General features: G+C 72.4%; 19 protein-coding genes. 4 read left to right on the forward strand and 15 right to left on the reverse strand.

Annotation, left to right across the window (positions count from 1 at the left end):
- Window positions 1–89 precede the first annotated feature (89 nt).
- The 3 genes from R0145_RS17660 to R0145_RS17670 form a co-directional block, all read right to left on the reverse strand.
- Entirely contained in the window at window positions 90–3,113 is a 3,024-nt protein-coding gene (locus R0145_RS17660) for an SMC family ATPase (protein ID WP_317838259.1), read from the reverse strand.
- Window positions 3,113–4,273: an exonuclease SbcCD subunit D gene (locus R0145_RS17665; protein ID WP_317838260.1), complete on the reverse strand. Its 1,161-nt coding sequence runs from the start codon at window positions 4,271–4,273 to the stop codon at window positions 3,113–3,115. Before R0145_RS17665 ends, R0145_RS17660 begins: the two co-directional genes overlap by 1 nt.
- A gap of 115 nt (window positions 4,274–4,388) precedes the next feature.
- Window positions 4,389–5,570, reverse strand: coding sequence for an ATP-binding protein (locus tag R0145_RS17670; RefSeq protein ID WP_317838261.1), 1,182 nt, complete (start codon window positions 5,568–5,570; stop codon window positions 4,389–4,391).
- 71 nt (window positions 5,571–5,641) lie between these two features.
- Between R0145_RS17670 and thiM the strand changes: the two genes are divergently transcribed.
- The 4 genes from thiM to R0145_RS17690 are packed head-to-tail and all read left to right on the forward strand — an operon-like array spanning window position 5,642 to window position 8,743.
- Complete coding sequence (thiM, locus tag R0145_RS17675) at window positions 5,642–6,454, forward strand: hydroxyethylthiazole kinase (protein ID WP_317838262.1); 813 nt, start codon at window positions 5,642–5,644, stop codon at window positions 6,452–6,454.
- A complete protein-coding gene (gene thiE, locus R0145_RS17680) occupies window positions 6,451–7,104 on the forward strand; it encodes a thiamine phosphate synthase (RefSeq protein WP_317838263.1) in 654 nt (217 codons plus the stop codon). The genes thiM and thiE overlap by 4 nt, the downstream gene beginning before the upstream one ends.
- Complete coding sequence (locus R0145_RS17685; RefSeq protein ID WP_317838264.1) at window positions 7,092–7,862, forward strand: Sir2 family NAD-dependent protein deacetylase; 771 nt, start codon at window positions 7,092–7,094, stop codon at window positions 7,860–7,862. Before thiE ends, R0145_RS17685 begins: the two co-directional genes overlap by 13 nt.
- A 2-nt stretch (window positions 7,863–7,864) precedes the next feature.
- A complete protein-coding gene (locus R0145_RS17690; protein ID WP_317838265.1) occupies window positions 7,865–8,743 on the forward strand; it encodes a mechanosensitive ion channel family protein in 879 nt (292 codons plus the stop codon).
- Window positions 8,744–8,792: 49 nt separating this feature from the next.
- Here the strand turns inward: R0145_RS17690 and R0145_RS17695 are convergent, their stop codons facing one another.
- From R0145_RS17695 to R0145_RS17750, 12 genes are all read right to left on the reverse strand, one after another.
- Window positions 8,793–10,019, reverse strand: coding sequence for a DUF2207 family protein (locus R0145_RS17695; RefSeq protein WP_317838266.1), 1,227 nt, complete (start codon window positions 10,017–10,019; stop codon window positions 8,793–8,795).
- 344 nt (window positions 10,020–10,363) lie between these two features.
- Complete coding sequence (locus R0145_RS17700; RefSeq protein WP_317838267.1) at window positions 10,364–11,968, reverse strand: cation acetate symporter; 1,605 nt, start codon at window positions 11,966–11,968, stop codon at window positions 10,364–10,366.
- On the reverse strand, window positions 11,968–12,297 hold the full coding sequence (locus tag R0145_RS17705) for a DUF485 domain-containing protein (RefSeq protein WP_317838268.1): 330 nt from the start codon (window positions 12,295–12,297) through the stop codon (window positions 11,968–11,970). Before R0145_RS17705 ends, R0145_RS17700 begins: the two co-directional genes overlap by 1 nt.
- A 174-nt stretch (window positions 12,298–12,471) precedes the next feature.
- Window positions 12,472–12,723: a lipoyl domain-containing protein gene (locus R0145_RS17710; protein ID WP_317838269.1), complete on the reverse strand. Its 252-nt coding sequence runs from the start codon at window positions 12,721–12,723 to the stop codon at window positions 12,472–12,474.
- Complete coding sequence (locus R0145_RS17715) at window positions 12,720–13,757, reverse strand: alpha-ketoacid dehydrogenase subunit beta (RefSeq protein WP_317838270.1); 1,038 nt, start codon at window positions 13,755–13,757, stop codon at window positions 12,720–12,722. Before R0145_RS17715 ends, R0145_RS17710 begins: the two co-directional genes overlap by 4 nt.
- A 1-nt stretch (window position 13,758) precedes the next feature.
- Window positions 13,759–14,775, reverse strand: a complete 1,017-nt coding sequence (locus R0145_RS17720) for a thiamine pyrophosphate-dependent dehydrogenase E1 component subunit alpha (RefSeq protein WP_317838271.1) — start codon at window positions 14,773–14,775, stop codon at window positions 13,759–13,761.
- Between the two features lie 113 nt (window positions 14,776–14,888).
- Window positions 14,889–15,239 (reverse strand): type II toxin-antitoxin system PemK/MazF family toxin, encoded by a 351-nt coding sequence (locus R0145_RS17725; protein ID WP_317838272.1) that lies wholly within the window; start codon window positions 15,237–15,239, stop codon window positions 14,889–14,891.
- Window positions 15,236–15,436, reverse strand: a complete 201-nt coding sequence (locus R0145_RS17730; RefSeq protein ID WP_317838273.1) for a hypothetical protein — start codon at window positions 15,434–15,436, stop codon at window positions 15,236–15,238. The genes R0145_RS17725 and R0145_RS17730 overlap by 4 nt, the downstream gene beginning before the upstream one ends.
- A 96-nt stretch (window positions 15,437–15,532) precedes the next feature.
- On the reverse strand, window positions 15,533–18,325 hold the full coding sequence (locus R0145_RS17735; RefSeq protein WP_317838274.1) for a LysM peptidoglycan-binding domain-containing protein: 2,793 nt from the start codon (window positions 18,323–18,325) through the stop codon (window positions 15,533–15,535).
- Window positions 18,325–18,768: a TadE/TadG family type IV pilus assembly protein gene (locus tag R0145_RS17740; protein ID WP_317838275.1), complete on the reverse strand. Its 444-nt coding sequence runs from the start codon at window positions 18,766–18,768 to the stop codon at window positions 18,325–18,327. The genes R0145_RS17735 and R0145_RS17740 overlap by 1 nt, the downstream gene beginning before the upstream one ends.
- Window positions 18,765–19,145 carry a TadE/TadG family type IV pilus assembly protein gene (locus R0145_RS17745; protein WP_317840272.1) on the reverse strand — a complete coding sequence of 127 codons (381 nt, stop codon included), beginning with the start codon at window positions 19,143–19,145 and terminating at the stop codon, window positions 18,765–18,767. Before R0145_RS17745 ends, R0145_RS17740 begins: the two co-directional genes overlap by 4 nt.
- Window positions 19,142–19,342, reverse strand: a complete 201-nt coding sequence (locus tag R0145_RS17750; protein ID WP_411742128.1) for a hypothetical protein — start codon at window positions 19,340–19,342, stop codon at window positions 19,142–19,144. The genes R0145_RS17745 and R0145_RS17750 overlap by 4 nt, the downstream gene beginning before the upstream one ends.
- Window positions 19,343–19,344 lie beyond the last annotated feature (2 nt).

Below are 19,344 nucleotides of genomic sequence, written 5' to 3' on the forward strand. Positions count from 1 at the left end.
ATCCTAGGGACCGGCCGCCGGAGCGGTCCGGGGACCCCACGGCCGGAGTCCTCTCGGTGAACCATCGGAGCCCTCCCACGGCCCCACTGTCAGGCGGTGACGGCCAGGGTGGACGCACCGTCGGCGCGCCGCCGGACGCTGATCCGCTCCGGGATACGGTCCTTCATGTCGGCGACGTGGCTGATCACCCCGACCGTACGACCCCCTGCCCGCAGCCCGTCGAGGACCGCCATCACGTTCTCCAGGGCGGACGGGTCGAGCGACCCGAAGCCCTCGTCGATGAACAGCGTGTCGAGGTCCACCCCACCGGCCTCCGCCCGGACGATGTCGGCCAGGCCCAGGGCGAGGGCCAGCGACACGTAGAATGTCTCGCCACCCGACAGGGTGCCGGGCGAGCGCGGCCGGTCGGTGAGCTGGTCCAGCACCTGCAGCCCCAGCCCGAGCTTGTGCGAGCGCTGGCCCGCCTCGTCGTCGACCCGCTCCAGCAGGTAGCGTCCGTCGGACATCACCTGCAGCCGGTCGTTGGCCGCGGCGACCACCTCCTCGAAGCGGCGTACCAGCACCCAGGTCGCCAGCTCGGTCCGGATCAGCGACTGGGATCCCGCCTGGGCCAGGTCGGACACCCGTAGCAGCGCCTGGCCACTCGCCACCTCCCGGGCGTACGCCGCGATCGCCGTCTCCACCGCCGTCCGCGCCCCGGTCACGTCCGCGGCCAGCGCCGCGGCGGCGTCGGCGGCCGAGGTGGCAGCGTGGGCTGCGGCGCGGGCCTGCTCGGCGGCCGCACGGCACTCCTCGAGCCGGGGGTCCTCGTCGCCGGTGAGCCCGGACAGTTCCGCCAGGCCGGCGTCGACCGCGTCGCGTTCCTTGTCGTACGCCCGCACCCGGCCCTGGGCCTGGGCCTCGGCGGCGCGTTCCAGCCGGGCGGCCCGGGCCGCGGCCGGATCGGCGAAGGGGGAGTCGGCCAGGGCGGTGTCGAGGGCGAGCCGGGCATCGTGCTCCTCGGCGCGGGCGCGGACCACGGCCCGCGCGGCGTCGGCCCGGCGCCGGGCGGTGGCGGCCTCCGGGCGCAACGCCGCGACGCGGACAGCCACCGACTCCTCCTCGCCGCGCAGCTCGGCGCAACGCCCGGTGTCCTGGTCGAGCGCGGCGGCGTCGTGGACGAGGTCCTGGTCGGCCCGGCCCCAGTCCTGCTCGTCCCGGGTCCACCCGGCCTGGAGCCGCTGGGTGTCGGCCCGGTACGCGCGCAGCGCCCGCTCCCGGACGGCGATCTCGTCGTGCCGGGTGGCGACCTGCCGTTGCCGTTCCTCGGCCGCGCGGACCGCCTCGGTGGCCGCGGTGACGTCGAGTCCACCGGCCTCGGCACGCCGGGCGGCGAGCCTGGCCTGCAGCTCGGCGTGGGTCTGTTGGTGGGCGGTGACCGCGGCGACGGCCCGGGTGCGGGCCTCCTCGGCGGCGCTGACGTCCGCCGCGGAGACCTGGGCGGCGCCGCGCCGGGCGGGGGCGGGATGCTCGGTCGCGCCGCAGACCCGGCAGGGCTCGCCGTCGCGCAGGTCGGCGGCCATCTCCCCGGCCATCCCGGCGAACCGGTCGAGCTGGCGCTGCCGAGCGGTCGCGTCGGCCCGCTCCTGGGTCGCCACCAGTCGACGGAAGATTTCCACCGACTGTGCGACCTGCCGGTCGAGCTTCTCGGCGCCGGTCGCCGCGGCGAGGGCGGTGCGGGCCCGGAGGGTGTCGCGCTCGGCCGCGGCGAGGTCCCCGGCCCCGTCCCGCAGCAGGGTCAGCTGGTCGTCCAGGCCCGCGTCCTCGGTGGGTCGGGTCGCCAGCTCCGCACGGCGCCGGGTCAGGGTGTCACGTTGCGCGGTGAGCTGGTCGCGGCGGGCCGTCAGGCCGTGACGGCGCGCGGGGAGGTCGTTCTCGATCCGGGCCCAGGGCTCCAACTCCCCGATAGCCCGGGTGCAGTCGGCGTACCGGGTGTCCTCGCGGTCGGCGAGGACGGTGAGCACCTCGTCGGTGCCGGACTCGTCGGACACCGGCACTCCCACGGCGTCGCCGGCGGCCAGGGCTGCGATGAGGGCGACCCGCGCCTTCTCCGCGGGGACGATCAGCGGCACCACCGCCGCGGCGGCCAGGTGCCGGTCGAGCCGCTCCCGCAGCGCGGCGATCTCGCCGGCCGCGGTGGTCAGGTCCCGGTCGCGGGCCAGCAGGTCGGCCCGACGGCGGAGCGCCTCGACAAGCTTCTCGGCCCGGTCGAGGGCACGGCGTGCCTCCGCCTCGACGACCTCGGCGCCCTCGGCGACGGCCGCGGTCCGGGCGACCTCCGCGGCCAGCCGGACCGCGTCGGCGGCCAGCCGGGGGGCGACAACGTCGTGGCCCTCGAGCGCGGCGATCTCCAGTGCCGCCGTGTCCGCGGTCTCGGCGCCGAGCCGGCTCCCGTAGACGGCGACGGCCTTCCCGATCGCCCCTCGGTGGCCCTCCAAGGTCTTCCGCAGCACCCTGGCCCCCTCGACCAGCCTCTTCTGCACCTCTTCGTACATCTGGGTGCCGAAGACACGCTGCAGCACCGTCCGCCGGTCGTCGGGCTTCGACCGCAGGAAGGTCGCGAACTTCCCCTGCGGCAGCAGCACGGTCTGGGTGAACTGGTCGCGGGTCAGCCCGGTCAGCGCCGGGATCTCGGCGCCGACCTCCTGGGCCCGGTTGGACACCAGCCGCCCCGCCTCGCCACCGCCGAGCACCTCCTCGAGGTCCCCGGGACTGAGCCGCCACAGCTTCACCTGTTGGTTCTGCGTGGTGGTGCCGGTGCCCCGCTGCTTGGGGCGTTCGTACTTCGGCTGTCGCCAGATCCGGAAGTCCCCGGCACCGGTGGAGAACACCAGCTCGACGTACGGTTCCACTCGCGGATCCGCGTGGGCGGAGTGCAGCCGCTCGTCGCTGGCCTCGGCGTCGGCCAGGGTGCCGTAGAGGGCGAAGGTGATCGCGTCGAGCAGGGTCGATTTGCCGGAGCCGGTGGGTCCCTCGATCAGGAACAGCCCACCCGCCCCCAGTGCGTCGAGGTCGATCGCGCACTCGTCGGGGAACGGCCCGATCCCGCGCAGCGTCAGCCGGTGGAACTGCATCAGGCCACCGCCAGTGCCCGGACGGCCTCGTACGCCTCGCGCAGCACCTGTTCCTCGTCGGCGGTGGCGTCCCGGCCGCCGGCGTCCGCGACGAAGTCGGTCAGCACCTCCAGCGGGTCGGCCACGGCGGTGATCCGGGACGGGCCGTCAGCGACCCGGTCGGCGGGCAGGTGGGCGAAGGTCAGCAGGTGCGGGAAGCAGGCCCGGGCCCGGGCCATCATGTCGGCAGTCCGGATCGGGTCGGTCACCACCACCTCGGCCCAGGCGTCCCGGTCGGCGTCCCAGGCCGAGGACTCCAGCTCGGCCAGCGTGCCGCGGGCCCGGACCAGCCGGCGCGGCACCGGGGCGGGCACGGTCCGCACCGTCGGCACCGGTCGGTCCCGGTGGAAGTCGACGATCACGCTGGACTTCACCTGGCCGGCCTCGGAGAACGAGAACGCCAGTGGGGAGCCGGCGTAGCGCATCAGCGGGTCGCGGTCCGGGTCGCCGATCCGCTGCGAGCGGTGCAGGTGGCCCAGCGCGACGTACGCCGGGTCGGCCGTCCGGAACACCGCCGACGGCACCGAGTCGATCCCGCCGACCCGGATGTCCCGCTCGGAGTCGGACGTCTCCCCGGTCCCGACGAACTCGTGGGCGAGCAGCGCCACTGGCACCGCGGGGTCGCGCCGGGCCCGGTCCGCGGCGATCCGGTCCACCGCGGCGCCGACCACTGCGGCGTGGGTCCGCTCCACCCCGCCCAGCTCCCGGCGGGTGCCGTCGGGGTCGAGGTAGGGCACCGGGTAGACAACCAGGCCGTCGTGGCCCTCGGCGTCCGGCACGACGACCGGGTGGCCGATCTCGGCGACCCGGGTGCGGACGCTCAGCCGGTCGCGGAACATCCCGGCGCCGAAGCCCAGCCGGACCGCCGAGTCGTGGTTGCCCGAGGTGATCACCACCCGGGTGCGCGCGGTCAGCCGGCCCAGCGTGTCGCCGAGCAGCTCCACCGACTCGACCGGCGGGATGGCGCGGTCGTACACGTCGCCGGCCACCAGCACGGCGTCGATCCGCTCAGCCTCGACCAGCTCCACCAGGTGGTCGGCGAACGTCTCGTGGGCGGACTGCAGGCTCTCGCCGTGCAGGGTCCGGCCGAGGTGCCAGTCAGCGGTGTGCAGGATGCGCATGGTTGAACGCTAGGACGGGCCTCTGACAATCCCCGGGAGGGCACTCCGTGGAGCAGGTCTTTCACGCTCCGACGAGACGGCTGGTCGCCAACGGGCCCACCGCGAGCCGCGGAGGTCACTCCGCGGCCGGCGTGCCCCGCAGGTAGCGGCCGAAGTGCGGCACGGTGAACTGCACCTTGCCGCGCTCGCCGGAGTAGACCAGCCCCTTCTTCAGCAGTGAGTCACGGGCCGGGGACAGGCTCTGCGGCTTGCGGTCCAGGTGCGCGGCGACCTCGGCGGTGCCGACCGGCTCCTCCCCGCCGATCTCGGCCATCGCCCGCAGATACTCCCGCTCCGCCGGGGTGGCCCGCTCGTAGCGGGATCCGAAGAAGCCGACGGCCAGTTCCGACTCGGCCTGCGGCACCGCCACGGCGACGTCGTCGGGCCCGATCGGCGAGGCGGTCGCCGCGTCCCAGACCGCCTTGCCGTACGCCTGGATGAAGTACGGATAGCCGCCGGTGGCCCGGTACAGCGCAGCCAGCGCCGCCGGATCGTACGCCGCTCCCTCGTCGGCGGCGGGTTCGGCGAGGGCGGCGTCAGCCGCGTCCCGGGGCAGCCGGTCGATCCGGACGTAGCGGAACAGCCGCTCCGAGTAGGACTTCGACGCCGACAGCACGGCCGGCAGGTGCGGCAGCCCGGCCCCGACCACGATCAGCGGCAGGCCCTGCTGGCTGAGCTCGTGGCAGGCGGCGCAGACCGCCGACACGTCCGGCGGCTCCAGGTCCTGCATCTCGTCGATGTAGAGCGCCACACCCGTGCCGAGGTCCAGGGCGATGCCGCCGATATCGGTGAGCACCTCGACCAGGTCGATCTCGATGTCGCCCGAGTCGGCCCGCCCCCGGGTCGGCGGCACGTTGATCCCCGGGTTCCACCGGTCGCGCAGCTTGGTGCCGGGCTTCGCGTCGGCCTCGACGAAGGACCGGACGGTGCCGAGCACCGTCTCGGTCTGCGAGGGGTGGCCGAGCTCACGGACGGCCATGTGCAGGGCCGCCCCGAGCGGCCGGCGCAGCGACTGCCCGGGCCGGGCCTCCAGCTTGCCGGTGCCCCAGCCGGCGCGGACCGCCGAGGAGCGCAGGGTGTTCAGCAGCACGGTCTTGCCGACGCCGCGCAGCCCGGTGAGGACCATCGAGCGCTCGGGCCGGCCCTTCGCCACCCGGGCGAGCACGACGTCGAACGCCGCCAACTCGTCGTCCCGGCCGGTCAGGGCGGGCGGTCGTTGCCCGGCCCCCGGTGCGTACGGGTTCTGGATCGGGTCCACGATGTCACTCTATGGTGCCGTCTACCGATCCCCCGAGATCGACGCAGATGTTGCTGCAATATCGTCGGAGCATGCAGTCCGCGCCGTCCTCGTCCACCGTGCCGTCCGCCCTCGCCGTCGCCCTGGAGCAGTTCCGCGCCACCGTCCCGCTGGTGCACTGCCTCACCAACACCGTGGTGACCAACTTCACCGCAAACGTCGTCCTCGCCGCCGGGGGCGCCCCGGCGATGGTCGACAACCCGCACGAGGCCGGCGAGTTCGCCGCCGTCGCGGGCGGCGTGCTGATCAATCTCGGCACCCCGCAGGACCACACCGTCGCCGCGATGCGGCTGGCCGCGGCCGCGGCCAGCGCGCACGCCGTGCCGTGGGTGCTGGATCCGGTCGCGGCGGGCGCCATCGGGTGGCGTACGCAGGTCGCCGTCGAGCTGCTCGCGGCGCATCCGGCGATCGTCCGGGGCAACGCCTCGGAGATCCTCGGCCTGCTCGGCGGGGCCGGCGGCAAGGGGGTGGAGTCCTCGCACTCCTCCGACGACGCGGTGGAGTCCGCCCGCCGGCTCGCCACCGACCTCGGCGCCGTCGTCGCGGTCAGCGGCCCGACCGACTACCTCACCGACGGCGCCCGCACCCTGGCGCTGAGCAACGGGCACCAGCTGATGACCAGGGTCACCGGTGTCGGCTGCGCGCTCGGGGCGTTGATGGCCGGGTTCGCCGCGGTCACCGCCGACCGGCTGACGGCCGCCGCTGCGGCCACCACGCTGCTCTGCCTGGCCGCCGAGGAGGCGCCGAAGAACGGCACCGGCTCCTTCGCCGTCGGCCTGCTGGACGCACTGGGGTCGATCACCCCGGAAAAGCTCGCCGCCCGGGTGGCACTGGAGGAACGATGACCGGCCCGCGCGGCGGACGGGCCCACGCCGACTACCGGCTCTACCTCGTCACCGACCCGGTGATGACCGCCGAGCACGGCCTGGTCCGGACCGTGCTGGAGGCGGTCGAGGGCGGGGTGACGCTGGTGCAGTTGCGCGACACCGGGGTGGACGACGACGAGTTCGTCCGGATCGGCCGCGCCCTGCACACCGCACTGGCGGGCCGGGTCCCGCTGATCGTCAACGACCGGGTCCACCTGGTGCCCGAGATCGGCGCCGAGGGCGCCCACGTCGGCCAGGGCGACCTGCCGATCGACGAGGCCCGTACGCTGCTCGGCCCGGACCGGCTGCTCGGGCTGTCGGTGCAGACCACCCGGCACCTCGAGGTGGCGCAGGCCCTCGGCGAGGACCTGATCGACTACGTCGGCATCGGCCCGGTCTGGGACACCGCGACCAAGCCAGACGCGGCCCGGGCCGGCGGCCCGGAGCGTACGGCCGCGGTCGCCGCCGCCAGCCCGTGGCCGAGTGTCGCCATCGGCGGGATCAGCCTCAACCGGGTCCGCCGGGTGCGGGCCACCGGCGTGGACGGGATCAGCGTGGTGTCGGCGATCTGTGGCCGGCCGTCCCCGCGGGACGCTGCGGCCGCCCTGCTGGCGGCGTGGACCTCGTGACCGGGGAGGATCCGGCCGCCGAGCGGGCGACGGCGAAGGAGCTGCTCGGGGCGGCCACCCGGATCACCGTCCTCACCGGCGCCGGGCTGTCGACCGCCTCCGGCATCCCGGATTTCCGCGGCCCCGCCGGGCTGTGGACCGCCGACCCCGAGGCCGAACGGATCTCGACCCTGGACTGGTACCTGTACGACGAGGGGGTGCGCCGGGCCGCCTGGCGCTACCGCGCCGCTTCCTCGGTCTGGCAGGCCCGGCCCAACGCCGCGCACCGGGCCCTGGCCCGGCTGGAGGACCAGGGTCGGCTGCGGGCGATCATCACCCAGAACACCGACGGCCTGCACCAGCAGGCCGGCAGCCGCGCCGTGCTGGAGATGCATGGCAACGTCCACACCTGGCGCTGTGAGACCTGCCGGGCGGAGGGGCCGATGGCCGAGGCGGTCGCCCGGGTCCGGGCCGGCGATCCCGACCCGCGCTGCCCCTCCTGCGGGGGCGTCATCCGGGCCACCACCATCCTGTTCGGCGAGAATCTGGACCAGCGGGTGCTCACTGCCGCGTACGCCGCCGCGGAGGACTGCGACCTGCTGCTGGCCGTCGGCACCAGCCTGACGGTCCACCCGGTGGCCGGCTTGGTGTCCGTGGCAGGATCGGCGGGGGCCCGGATCGTCATCGTGAACGGGGAGCCGACACCGTACGACCGCCGCGCCGACGCGGTGGTGCGCGAGCCCATCGAGACGATCCTCCCCCGACTGATCGGAGCGTGACAGTGCCCTGGCCGATTCCCGAGCAATGGATCAACAACGCCGGCGTCATCGTGACGACGCTGCTGGTCGCCCTGATCGTCCGTGGCCTGCTCGCCCGGACGATCCGCCGGGTCACCAAGATGATGATCCGGGACGCCAGCGGCAAGCGGCTCCGGGCCACCGAGATCCTGCGCCGGGCCGCGGACATGTCCGACGAGCGCTACGCCGCCCGGGCGAACACCACCGCGAGTCTGCTGCGCAGCGTCACCGACATCGTGATCGTGGTGATCGTGGTGATGACGATCATGAACGTGCTCGGCGTCCCGCTGGCCCCGCTGCTGGCGAGCGCCAGCATCGGCGGCGTCGCGATCGGCTTCGGCGCCCAGTCACTGGTGAAGGACTACCTGTCCGGCATCTTCATGATCTCCGAGGACCAGTTCGGCGTCGGCGACTGGGTGCAGATCAACGACAAGATCTCCGGCCGGGTGGAGGAGGTCGGTCTGCGGGTGACTCGGCTGCGCGCCTTCTCCGGTGTCGTCTGGTACGTCCGCAACGGCGACATCACCCAGCTGGGCAACTCCTCACAGGGCACCTCGACGGCGATCATCGACGTGCCGATCGCGCTGGGCGCCGATCCGGGGCCAGCGATCGAGATCATGAAGCAGGTGCTGACCGACATGGCGGCCGAGGAGGAGTGGCAGCAGGTGCTGATCGCCGAGCCGACCGTCCTGGGCGTCGACAGCATGGATGCGGTGCAGACGAAGCTGCGGGCGACCGCCGACACCCTCGCCAACCAGCAGTGGGGCTTCCAGCGCGAGGCGCTCAGCCGGATCCGCACCGCGCTGCACGCCGCGGGCATCGAGGATCCGTCGATGCCGCCCACCGCGGACCAGCAGGCCTGACCGCGGACCGGGCCTGACCGCGGGACCGGCGGTCCTGGCTCCGGCGGGCCTAGCTGAAGTCGAGGTCGCAGCCGTCGCAACCGTCACCCAGGCTGTCCAGCCCGCTGGTGGAGTCGACGAAGTTCGCTACCCCGTCGCTGAACGCCTCCAGACCGCCGCCGACGGCATCGGCGACCCCGGAGACGTCGAGATCGCCGATCAGTTCGGCCACCCCTTCGCCGAGCAGCAGGGCGAGCTCGGGGACGTCGAGCAGATCGGCGAGGATCATCATGTCGATCCAGTCCAGGCCGAAGTCCAGCGTGTCGTAGCCGGCGAGCTGGGCCTTGGCGGCCACCTCGCCGAACACCTTGGCCCAGTGGTCCGCGACCCCGAACACGATCGCGTACGGCAGGTAGCGGGAGAAGATGTCGGCGGCCTCCTCGAACCTGATCTGGTCCGCTTCGGCGGTCCGCAGGTACTCCTCGAAGGAGAGCGCCTGGATCCGGACGGCGGTGCCCTCCGCGGTCCGCCCGGGGCGGACCCGTCCCCAACGGGACCAGGCTCCCGCCGACCCGAGCGCGAGCACGCCGCCGACGGCCCCGCCGACGCCGCCGATGACGACCATCACCACCGCCCCGCCGATCGCCAGGCCCCACAGCGCGGCGCCGCTGAGACCGTTCTTGGCCCGCGGGTGGCGCCGATACCAGCCGCGGTGCACCACCTCGGTGTAGAGCGCCTGCACCGCCTCGCGCATCACCTGGCCGAAGTCGCCGGTCAGCTGCGAGATCCGCACCGAGGGGCCGTACGCGAACATGCCGTTGAGCAGGTGGGCCTCCATCACCGACAGCTCGTCATCGGCGGGCGGGTCCTGGGCGATGATCTCCCAGTCCGGCCGGTCCTTGCCGCCACGGCGGGCGATCGGACGCTGCCGACCCGGCCCGGCCGGACTGTCGGCCTCCTCGGGTTCGACCGCGGTGATCTTCACATAGCCGCGCACCGCCAGGTCGACGATCGTGGCGGTGACGTCGCGGCTCTCCGCGAGCCCGTCGTAGACGGTGCCGACCAGCCCGGGCCGCAGGCCCTTCGGTGGGGTGAACTGCACCGCGACTGCCCTGGTGTACTCGCTGTCCGGCACCCGCCGGGTGAGCGCCGGCTGACCGGGACCGGGCAACTGGCCAGGGGTGATCCCCTGGTAGATCTCGTCGAGGCCGGTGCGGCGGGATCGTACGATGGCCACCACGGTGATGGCGGTCACCACCAGGCCGAGGACCATCATGAGCACGGAGGCGGGAGTCACGTCCCCAGCGTACGGGTGGCGCAACCGGCACTCCGACCACCCGGCCGGCCCGGTGGACCCGAAGCCCCCGAACCCTGCCGGCCCCCGCGAAACCCAACGGTGCCCCTCGAACCGACAGCGCCCTGAAAACCCAACAGTGGTCGACCACCGAGGTGGCCGACCACTGGGGTTGTCGCATCGCTGGCGTACGGGGGGGATGATGTCAGCGTGCGACGTCTCGACGGGCGCCTCTCGACGCACCTGAATCGACGATAGTCGAAAGGTTACCCTCAGTCCATGGTCTCACAGACACTTTTCAGGCTGTGGGACGGTGGACTCGGACTGTGGGAAGTGCACCACGAGGCTCAGTGGTCGACCGCCCCGCCCGCGCCGGCGCCGGTGAGGGACCGCACCTCCATCTCCACAGCCTTGTCCTCGTCGTGCTCCTCGGAGGTGATCGTGCCGAGCCAGCCGAGGATGAAGCCGATCGGCACCGACACCAGGGCCGGGTTGTCCAGCGGGAACCAGGCGAAGTTGGCCTGCGGGAACATCGCCGCCGAATTGCCCGACACGGCCGGGGAGAAGATGATCAGCACCATCGCCGAGATCAGCCCGCCGTAGATGCTCCACAGCGCGCCGCGGGTGTTGAACCGGCGCCAGTAGAGCGTGTAGAGGATCGACGGCAGGTTCGCCGACGCCGCGAGCGCGAAGGCCAACGACACCAGGAAGGCGATGTTCTGGCCGTTGGCGACCACGCCACCGACGATCGAGATCAGGCCGATGATGATCGAGGCGATCCGGGCCACCCGCAGCTCCTGCCGCGGGGCGGCCTCGCCCCTGCGGATCACCGAGTTGTAGATGTCGTGTGCGAACGACGCCGAGGCAGTGATCGTCAGACCGGCGACGACCGCGAGGATGGTCGCGAACGCCACGCCGGAGATCAGCGCCATCAGGATGGTCCCGCCGAGTTCGTACGCCAGGGCGGGGGCCGCCGCGTTCGCCCCGCCGGGCATCGCCTTGATCTTCTCCGCCCCGACCAGCCACGCGGCACCGAAGCCGAGGATCATCGTCAGCAGGTAGAACAGGCCGATCAGGCCGATCGCCCAGGTCACCGAGCGGCGGGCCTCCTTGGCCGTCGGCACGGTGTAGAAGCGCATCAGCACATGCGGCAGGCCGGAGGCGCCGAGCACCAGGGCGATCGACAGCGAGATGAAGCCGAGCTTGTTCGTGCCGTACTTGCCCATCGGCTCCAGCAGGTGGTCGCCGGTGCCCGGTTTGACCGTGTTGACGTGGTCGATCGCCTGCTGGATCAGCGTGGACAGGTTGAACCCGACCCGGGCCATCACCCACACCGACATCACGATGACACCGATGATCAGCAGGATCGCCTTGATCATCTGCACCCAGGTGGTGCCCTTCATACCGCCGATCAGGACGTACGCCACCATCAGCAGACCGACGACGACGATGACGAGGTTCTGGCCGACCTTCGAGTCGATACCGAGCAGCAGCGCCACCAGGCCACCGGCGCCGGCCATCTGGGCGAGCAGGTAGAAGAAGGAGACCAGCAGGGTCGAGATCGCCGCGGCCATCCGGACCGGGCGGTCCTGCACCCGGTAGGAGATGACGTCGGCCATCGTGTAGCGGCCGGTGTTGCGCAGCGGCTCGGCGACGAGCAGCAGGGCGACCAGCCAGGCGACGAAGAAGCCCACGGAGTAGAGCAGGCCGTCGTAGCCGTAGAACGCGACCGCGCCGACGATGCCGAGGAAGGATGCGGCGGACAGGTAGTCGCCGGCGATGGCGAACCCGTTCTGACGGCCGGAGAAGGCGGCGCCGCCGGTGTAGAAGTCACCGGAACGCTTCAGGCCGCCGCGAGTCACCATGATGACGACGGTCAGCGTGATGGCGACGAAGCCGACGAAGATGCCGATGTTGACAGCCGGATTGCCCAACGTGGCGAGCGGGAACATCAGAGCCCACTCCCTTCCAGATCGCCTTCAAGGTCGGCCTTCAACTTCCTGGACAGCGGGTCCAGGGACTTGTTCGCGTGCCGGATGTAGAGCCAGGTGATGAGGAACGTGGTGACGAACTGGAGGAAGGAGATCAGCAGTCCGATGGTGATGTTCCCGGCGATGCGGGTACTCATCCAGCCGACGGCATACACGGACAGCAGGACGTAGACGAAGTACCAGACGAGAAAGGCGACGGTCATCGGGAACGCGAAGCTGCGGAACTTCCTCCGCAATTCGACGAACTCAGCCGACTGCTCTACCTCTCTGTAGCGGGCGGGGCTGGGCATGGAATCGCTCCTGGGGTGAGACGGCTCACAGGGTAGTGAGACCGTCGTCACACTAGCGATTCACCGGCGTACCCGTAAGAGAAAGCCGACCCCAAATCGGGCAGCCGAGGTAACGGTTCCATAACGAGAGTCCTTGTGCCAGCCCCACCCGCATCAGCAGTGGCGTAACCTACGTCACACTCCGGAGCGACCCTGGGTGATCCGGGCGATCACCGTCCCCTGGACGACCTCCTCTCCTTCCGCCACCAGCAGGGTGATGGTGCCGGCGGAGGGGGCGATCACCTCGGCGTCCACCTTGTCCATCTGCACCTCCGCGACGAGTTGCCCCTCGGCGACCTGCTCCCCATCGGCGGCGTACCAGGTGGCGACGACGCCGGTGGCGTGGTGGTCCTCGGTGCTCATCTCCGGGAAGGTCACCTCGGTCACCGCAGCACCTCCCGGATCGCGGCCTCGATCTTCTCCGGCCGCGGCAGCGCCGCGTACTCCAGGACATGGCTGTACGGGATCGGGATGTCCGGCATCGCCACCCGCCGCGGTGCCACGGTGAGCAGCCCGGGGTCGGCCTCGACGACCGAGGCGATCACCTCACCGGAGAGCCCGTAGGACAGGTAGTCCTCGTCGACGACCACCAGCCGGCCGGTCCTGGCGACGGACGCGATGATCGTCTCCCGGTCCAGCGGCACCACCGAACGCAGGTCGATCACCTCGACGCCGATGCCCTCCCCGGCGAGCTTCTCGGCGACGTCCAGGGCGTGGTGCACCGACAGCCCGAGGGTGACCACGGTGACGTCGGCCCCCTGGTGGGCCACCGCGGCGGTGCCGATCGGCACCACGTGGTCGCCCTCGGGCACCACGCCGATCGAGCGCTGGTTCTTCGCCATCCAGGCCAGCCCCATCACCCCCTTGTGGAACATGTAGACCACCGGGCCGTCGTCGCGGATGGCGGCGGTCATCAGCCCCTTGGCGTCGGCCGGGTTGGACGGCACGACCACCTTCATCCCGGGCAGGTGGCCGAAGGTGCCCCACAGGCACTGGCTGTGCTGGGCGCCGTCGGAGTAGCCGCCGCCGACCGCGGTGGTGAGCACCATCGGGACCGTCACGTTGCCGCCGGACTCGAAGTGGATCTTGGCCATGTGGTTGTAGATCTGGTCGAGGCAGACGCCCAGGAAATCGGCGAACATCAGCTCGACGATCGGGCGCATGCCCTCGACCGCGGCGCCGATGCCGAGACCGATGAAGGCCGTCTCCGAGATCGGCGTGTCGATGATCCGGGTCGGGCCGAACTCGTCGAGCAGCCCGGTGGTCGAGCCGAAGATGCCGCCGTAGGCGCCGACGTCCTCGCCGAGGTAGATCACCTCCGGGTTGGCTCGCATCTCCTGGGCGATCGCCTCGGCCATCGCCTTCGACGTGTTGAGCCGGCGGACCGGGGTGGATCCGGTGCCGGGTGCGGTGGTGCTCATCTCAGGCCTCCTCGGCGAACGCGTACGTGAGCACATCGGCCGGATCGGGCAGCGGGCTCTCCTTGGCGAAGGTGATCGCGGCCTCGACCCGCTCGGTGGCGACCGAGGCGACCCGGGCGATGCCGGCCTCGTCGAGGATCCCGGCGTCCTGCAGGCGCCGGGCGTACGCCGGGAGTGGATCGTGGCTGGCCACCTCGGCGAGCTCGGGCCGGTAGCCCTGGGCGTCGCCCTCGAAGTGGCCGAGCATCCGCAGCGTGGCGACCTCGAGCAGTGTCGGCCCCTCCCCGGCCCGGGCGCGGGCGACCGCCTCGCCGGCGGCGGCGTAGACGGCGTCCACGTCGTTGTCCTCGACGCGTACGCCGGGGATGCCGTAGCCGGCGGCCCGGACGGCGTTGGAGGCGACGGCGGTCGAGGCGCTGCGGGGCACCGAGATGCCCCAGGCGTTGTCCTCGACGACGAAGACGACGGGCAGCTTCCACAGTGCGGCGAGGTTGAGGGACTCGTGGAAGCCGCCCTGGTTGGCGGCACCCTCCCCGGTGACGGCGACGGCGACGTTGCCGGTGCCGCGGGTCTTGAAGGCGTACGCCTGGCCGAGCGCCGGTGGGTAGCCCTCGGCGATGATGCCGGAGCAGGAGAAGTGGACGGCGGGATCGAACAGGTGCATGTGGCCGCCGCGACCGCGGCCCAGACCGGTTTCACGGCCGAAGATCTCGGCAGTCATCCGATGCAGGTCGACGCCGTGGGCGATGGCGAAGTGGTGCGGGCGGTGGGTGGCGGTGACGGCGTCGTCAGCAGTGAGGTGGGCGCAGACCCCGGCGGCGACGGGCTCCTGACCGGCGGCCAGGTGCATCTCGCCGGGGACGAGTCCCTTGCCGATGTCGAAGCCGGGGCCCTTGTCGGCGTGGTATTCGCGTTGGATGGCGAGTTCGTAGGTGCGGGCCAGCACCATGGTGGAGTAGAGATCGAGCCGTACGGCGGCGTCGGGAACCTGCGCCGGCCCAGTGGAGTGGTCGGTCATCGTTGACCTCCGGGTGAAGACGGGTTCCCACCATCATCACCAGCCGGGACCGCCGCTGTCAGGCGATCGGCGCGGCGCCCGGGTCGTGGGTCGTCTCCGACGGGGGTCTGCGGTTACCGGAGGTGCCGGCCGTCGGTGAGTACGTCGGGCAGGATGCCCAAGTAGTGCCCCACGGTGACCTCCACCTCGGCCATCCGGTCACGGGTGAGGTAGTCGACCGGGTCGCCGATCAGGTAGTCGATGTCAATGCTGCGGATCTGGTCGACCAACAGACGTGTGATCCGTCCCGCGATCTCACACGTCGGCCTGAAAACGGTGGGTCGGGCCTGCGTCGAGGTCGGGATGACGACAACGGTCGACAAGGGGGAATCCGTCGGCGAGACCACCAGGCCGAGGCGCTTGCCGCGTTGCTCGTGCCCCCTGGTCGGTCCCAGGTCGATCCGGTAGACCGCTCCTCGGATCACCACGCCTCCGGCTCGGTGGTCAGATCCTCGTCCTGGAGCCGGTGGGCGTCCTCACGGAACTGCTCCAGCCAGTGCTCGTGGTCGAGCAGCCTGAGTGCGCGCCGCAGCGTGTCAGAGGTGGACTCCCCCGGGAGCGCCGCCTCGCGCAGGATGCGCTCGTCCTCCTCGGTCGGACGAAATCCGATGGTCCCAGCCATGGACCGAGGATACGCCGCCGTTGCACAATTGTTGAACGCCGTGCTCGACGCACCGGCTTCTTCCGCCCGAAGCCGCGGGCCGGTGTCCCCCACCTCCTAGACCGCCGCCCGCCGCGGCCCACCGGCCGACCGGATCCTGATCCCGCCCTCCAGGACCTCCTGCATGGTGGTGACGGTCTCGGGGAGCAGGTCGATGCCGAGGGTGTGGGCCTGCCTGTTCAGGGTGAAGACCAGCCGTTCCACCTCGCGGGTGTTGCCCGACCGGTGCTCGGCGACCAGCAGCTGCCGCAGCAGCAGCTCGTCGCCCGGCGCGGCCACCAGACCACGCCCGACCGCCCACTTGGCGAGATCGAGGTCGCGCTCCTCAAGGGCCCGCCCGGCGAGTTCGTGGGCCACGTCGCGGAGGGCACAGGAGGACTCGATCCGCAACTCCTCCGCCCAGGCCCAGTCGCCCGGCGGGGCGTCCGCGAGCGGGGCGCCCCGGACCAGGTCGAGGATCGCGGCCAGGGTGGCGCTGCTGGTCTCGCCGATGCCCCGCCCGAGCATGACCTGCACCTCCTGCCAGTCGGAACGCACCGCCGGGTGCAGCCGGATCCGGCCCGAGTAGGCCTCCGGCAGGTAGGGCCGACCGTCGGTCGCCTGACCCAGCCAACCCCGCAGCCGGCTCATGTTGGACCGCCGGGTGCTCTCCGCCACCAGCAGCGCGCGAGTCATCTCCACCGAGCTGGCGTTCGGGTGCTCCAGCAGCCAGGCGCAGTACTCCAGGCACTGGCGCGGAGCGCGACTCGGTGGCGCCCCGCGGGCGCCCTCCAGTTCGATCGGGCCCAGCAGCAGGAGCCTCGGATCGTCTGACATCGGGGGCTCCTCCTCGACGGCGGCGTCGAGATCGACGACCGCAGTGATCGGCGTGACTTCCGGGTACCCCTCGGCCCAGCGGGCGGGGACAAGGGCTTCGGGGGCGGTGATCCGGTGCAGTTCGATCACCGCGTCCCGGGCCCGACGGCCGACCCGCTGCGGGGCGAGGGTGAGCCCGGCCGGTTCGAATCGCGCCCGCAACGGCGCCTCGTCGACGACCAGGGTCGCTTCGCCGCCGGGGTGTTCGGAGATGAGGACGATCGGTCCTCGGTGGGCGTGGTTGAACCGGTCGCTGAGCCGGCGCCGCTGCGCGGGGGTGATGTCCGCCAGCAGGACGAGGACCTGCGGGGCCCAGGCCTCGGCGAAGTCGGGATCGAGGCGCAGCACGGGGACCGGAGCGTCGGCCACGGCGACCAGAGACTGCTGGGTGGCGGCGGTGGACTCCCAGCTGGTGATGATGTCGTCGAGTCCGTCGACGTGGCGTACGTGGTCGGCCCCGCTGACGTCGACCAGACCGCCGTCATCGCCCACGACGATGACCCGGGCGCCGCCCGACCAGGTGCTGGTGATCAGCTCGAGGACGTGGGAGGTGAGGATCTCCCCGGCGCGCTCGGCGGTGTCGGCATGGACGCTGAGTCGGCCCCACCGTTCGAGGTCGACCAGATAGGTGTCCGCGTCGTCTGTGCCGAGGGTGACCAGGGCCGGCCACGGGCGCAGCAGCTCTTCGCCGGACGCGGCCCGGCGATCGGCCAGCACATCGGCGCGAGCCACCAGCCAGGAGGATCCGCTGTCGACGAACGGCTCCGGGGCTGGCCCCGGCGGCCCGGGGACCCCGGCTGTCCCGGGCGTCGTGCCCACCCGGTCGTCCCAGACGAACTCGAGCTCGGCCCTGCCGACCCGCAGTCGGTCGAGGCCGCCGATCACTCCGGTCCGCAGCGCGTGGCGGGCGACCATGTGGACGGCCCACTCCACCACGTCGACCTCCTCGGGGACCTGGCTGACCAGCAGGGCGCTGCGCAGCCGTTCGGCGCCTTCGGTGGGATGCTGCGGGACCTGTCCGACAGGCCGTTGGACGAGCTGCAGATGTCGGCGGCCGGCCAGACCCGCCACCACCCCGGTGGCCGTGAGGGCGCCGATGCCGCCCAGGGCCAGCCTCCGCTCCCGGTCGGGATCAAGCTGGGATGCCGGCTCGACGGGCGCCGGCTCCGCTGGTCCGGGCGACGCCGTGTCTGCCGGTGCCGGGGACGCCGCCTCCGCTGCCACGGCCGGGACCGCCGCCGGTGTGGTGACCGACGTCTCCGTCGGCGCCGGTGTCGCGGTCGTCGGTGCTTCGATCGGCGTCGATACGGTCGCCACCGGCGTCTCGATCGGCGCGGGCAACGGCATGGTGAGCACCCAACCCACCTCGAGGTGGTCGGGATCGTGGCGCATCAGGGTGGGGTTGAGGTCGCGGATCTGCCGCCACTCCAGGCCGTCGCCGAGATAGGTCTCCGCCAGAGTCCACAGGTCGTCGCCGCGCTGCACCCGGTACTCGAACGTCTCGGGCTGCGCAGCGGTCGTCCCGTCGGTCCCGACCGGCCCCGCCGGCTTGCCGGACGACGGCCCCGTGGACGACGGCTTTGTGGCCCCGACCGGGTCGGCCGGCTGCGCCGGCGCAGCGTACGCCACCGCGACGGCGGCCCCCGGCGAGGGCGGTCCCTCCCGCTGACCGACCCCGAGCATCAGCAACACCGCCAGCAGCAGGGTCCCGGAGACCAGCTGCATCCAGCGCAGCCCGGGGAGCCGTACGGCGCGGCCGCCGATGACCGTGACGACCTCCACGCCGACGGACAGGATGAACAACAACCAGACCACCCAGCCCAGCCCGGTCAGCAGCCACAGCAGCACCCGCCCGTCGTCGGGCACCAGAAGGAGCCGGTCGAGACCGAGGTCGCCGGGCGCCGGGTACAGCCCCCAGGTGACGAGCAGCCAGGGCACGACGATCAGCGATCCCAGCAGCACGGCCAGGGCCAGCAGGCCTCGTACGGTCCGCATCATCGCCCCCGATACCGGTCCACGACACTGGCGGCGCCCGCCTGCAGGGTCAGTTCGCCGGGCAGCCCCGGCAGGATCAGGTCGCCGAGGGCCACTGTGCAGCCGACCGTCACCCGGACCGTGCCAGGGGTCCCGGGCGGGCGGTGCAGGGCGGCCGCGTCGACGGCCACCGTCGTGTCCCGGCAGGGCACGTCGGTGAGGTTGGCCCGGGCCGTCTCCTCAGCGGCCCCGGCGGAGGCACGGGCGTCGGACAGCACGGTGGCGGTCCGCGCCGCCCGGTGGGCGGCCTCGTCGACCGTCGCCCGGGCGGTCCAGATCCGCGCACCGCCGACGACCAGCCCGATCAGCATCATCAGGGCCGGCACCAGGACGACCAGCTCGAGGGCGACGGCACCGCGGTCCGACCGCGACACCGACCACGGACGACCGCTCACCGGGCTCATCGGGCCAGCTCCCGGGGTGCGGTGGCGGTGACCTCGAGCCGGGACAGGCCCAGATCGATGACCAGCGGGGCCGTGCCACGCACCACGACGTCGACCTGCCGGGGTCCGCGGCGGGCGCTGACGGTGACGGACTCGACACCGCCGGACGCCGCCACTCGGAGGGCCGCCGCTTCCGCCGAGGTGGTGTTCGCTCCCTCCACGCTCAGCAGGTCGGCGGCGGTCGCGGCCGCGGCGCCGAGGGTGAGGCGGGCGTGCCACCAGACCCCCAGCTGCACGGTGCCGAGCACGAGCAGCATCACCACCGGCCACAGCAGCGCCCACTGCAGACCCTCGGTGAGCCCGCGCTGGTCGGGGGCCCGCCCACCGGCGGGGATCAGGTCGGCAGGTGGCCCTGGACGTAGGCGGTCACCGCGGTGATCACGATCGTGGCGACCGCGACTGCGCCGGCGAGGAGGATGGCGTTCTCCGTGCTCTGCGACAACCCGCGCTCGTCGCGGGGGCGTGGCCCGGTGGTCAGCTGGAGCAGGGTGGTGATCAGGGTGGTCAGGACCTGCATTGGGTCTCCTTCGGTCAGGT

It is taken from the genome of Raineyella sp. W15-4 (genome assembly GCF_033170155.1).
Taxonomy (GTDB): Bacteria; Actinomycetota; Actinomycetes; order Propionibacteriales; family Propionibacteriaceae; genus Raineyella.